A 2,551-nucleotide genomic window follows, 5' to 3' on the forward strand; every position below is an offset into this window, starting at 1 on the left:
TGGCTCGATCCAGCGAACTAGAGCAAGAAGCCTACGGAAGATTGGCCAATATTGGACATGGAGCAGAAGAAATGGTGGAGCTTTGCAACCGCCTGGTGGAAGAATTGGGCGATAAGCGTAGATGTTCCCAGATCATCATCTCTGGGGGTATTCGACACTTCCTGGATGGTTATTACCTTACGGAAAAATGTACCTTACCAAGTATATATGGGCAGGCTTCACAGTTTCTGAAGCATGCTAGAGGCGACTATGAGACCTTACGTTCGTACGTAATGACGCAAATCAAGGGCTTAGCCCTATCTCAAACCTTCTTAAGTCTCAAAGCATGAACATAGAATCTGAATATTCGACAAGGATCGAGGAATCACCAATGGTGAGTTCTGAAGATTCAGACCTAAGCAAGCAAGAAATGCAAAAAAAGACCATTAGCGGTTTCTCTAAGCTATCCAAGCGAGCCAAGCTTCGTTGGGTAGCTGAACATTTCTTTACGGAACCAGAAGCCGTCATCAGAGAACTGAAAAGTTTCTGGCACGGCGACGAACAACAGCAGAAAGTACTCGATGACTTTAGTGAGAATACCATTAGCAATTTCGTTCTGCCATTCGGTATTGCTCCGAATCTTAAGATCAATGGCAAGACCTATGCCGTGCCGATGGTAATCGAGGAAAGTTCTGTTGTAGCGGCTGCTTCCAGCGCATGAAATTCTGGCTGAATCGTGGGATTCAGAGCAGAAGTAATAGACACACCCAAAACTGGGACAAGTTCATTTCTCATGGTCAGGAGCCCCTGCCACCCTGCGCGAATTATTCCCACAAATCGAAGCTAAGCTTCGGGCTGATGCCGCTCCCCTCTCAAGAATATGGAAGCTAGAGGTGGTGGTATTCTCGATATCGAATTGCTAGATCTAAAAAATGAGGAAGCTGATTATTACCAGCTAAAGGTAGCTTTCGAGACCTGCGACTCGATGGGAGCCAATTTCATCAACTCCATATTGGAGCAATTCGGTAAGAGCTTGCAAGAATTTGCAGCGGAGTCACCGGCTCTGAAAGATGAGGAACGCTCCGTAGAAATCATCATGGCCATCCTATCCAATTATACGCCGGATTGTTTGGTTCGCACCTGGGTAGAGTGCCCAGTGGAACAATTGGAGGGAGCTTGCAAAGATTTAAATGCTGCCGGATTTGCCGACAAATTTAGCAAAGCTGTGCGCATTGCACGGATTGATCCGTACCGAGCCACCACGCACAATAAAGGTATATTCAATGGAATAGATGCCGTAGTATTTGGCCACAGGAATGACTTTCGGGCTATCGAAGCCTGCGGTCACCACTATGCCGCCAAAGATGGGCAGTATCTAGCCTTACCCCAGTGCGAAGTGAAGGACGGAATTTTTCAAATTTGGTTAGACATTCCACTAGCCATTGGTACGGTAGGCGGCTTGACCAAACTGCATCTTTGGCTCACCGATCATTAGAACTTCTAGGCAACCCCAGCGCCCAAGAAACTCATGATGATCATCGCAGCTACTGGCCTGGCACAAAAACTTTGCGGCAGTCCGATCATTGGTGACACACGGTATTCAGCAAGGCCACATGAAAATGCACCTGCTCAATATCTAAATCACCTAGGTGCTACCGAGCAGAAGTAAAAGATGCGATTGTCACTTCAAAGACAAGGTAGTATCCTTTTACAGCCGTACGAGATTCTTGATTGGTTGCGAGGCAAAGCGCCTAAAACTTGCAGAATGACCTCCAACTCAAGCATTTTCAATACCCACACTAAGGGTAAACTCCTGCTCACCGGTGAATATGTGGTACTTGATGGAGCCACTGCTCTAGCCATCCCTGCCAAACTCGGTCAGTGGATGGAAATTAAAACAAGGCGAACAAATTCCAGCCGGGCAGCTAAACTGGGCCAGTTATGATCATCAAGCTCAGGTCTGGTTCCAAGCTTCCTTTGAGCTTTCTTACTTTAGAAATAATAATGCTACCGATGCAGCCGTGGCTGAACGGCTCATTCAGATTTCCAATCTATACAAAAGCAAAAACCTACCGCCTGGCAGATCTACCCGGACTAGACTTACGTATGGACCTGGAGTTTCCAGACATTTGGGGTTTAGTACTTCTCTACCCTTCTAGCTGCATTAGCAAATGGCAAGCAGTAGATCCCTATCAGTTGTTGTGGGATTCATTTGGAGGTTCTGCTTATGATATTGCCTGCGCGATTGCGGATGGCCCCATACTCTATCGACTGGCCAACGGTACGCCGCATTCACAGCCTACCCAATTCAAGCCTCCCTTTCTGGATCAGCTCTATCTTGTTATATTCCGGTAAAAAGCAAAATAGCAGAGATGGAATTCGGCATTATCGAGAGAAATTCCTCAGCTATGGACCCTGCTTCCATTAATACAAAAGATTGACCTTATTACACAAGCTATTTTGCAGAGTACAAGACTGCAGGACTTTGAGGAGCTCATAAAGGAACATGAGGCATTGCTTAGCGAAGCATTATCGCTACAGCCGGTACAGGAGCAATACTTTAGCGACTACT

General features: G+C 46.5%; 4 protein-coding genes. All 4 read left to right on the top strand.

Going from position 1 to position 2,551, the window contains the following annotated elements; translation table 11 throughout:
- Positions 1-329: hypothetical protein (locus tag D5R40_RS32065; protein ID WP_205127807.1), on the top strand; the 329-nt coding region annotated here is incomplete at its 5' end.
- A 41-nt stretch (positions 330-370) separates the two neighbouring features.
- The gene (locus tag D5R40_RS38565) at positions 371-700 is read left to right on the top strand and encodes a hydroxymethylglutaryl-coenzyme A reductase family protein (RefSeq protein ID WP_205127808.1); all 330 of its coding nucleotides are present in this window, start codon (positions 371-373) and stop codon (positions 698-700) included.
- A gap of 159 nt (positions 701-859) precedes the next feature.
- Entirely contained in the window at positions 860-1,474 is a 615-nt protein-coding gene (locus tag D5R40_RS38570; RefSeq protein WP_205127809.1) for a hydroxymethylglutaryl-coenzyme A reductase family protein, read from the top strand.
- 446 nt (positions 1,475-1,920) lie between these two features.
- Positions 1,921-2,334, top strand: a complete 414-nt coding sequence (locus tag D5R40_RS32080; RefSeq protein WP_124155820.1) for a hypothetical protein — start codon at positions 1,921-1,923, stop codon at positions 2,332-2,334.
- Positions 2,335-2,551 lie beyond the last annotated feature (217 nt).

The sequence above is a fragment of the Okeania hirsuta genome (genome assembly GCF_003838195.1).
Classification (GTDB): Bacteria; Cyanobacteriota; Cyanobacteriia; order Cyanobacteriales; family Microcoleaceae; genus Okeania; species Okeania hirsuta.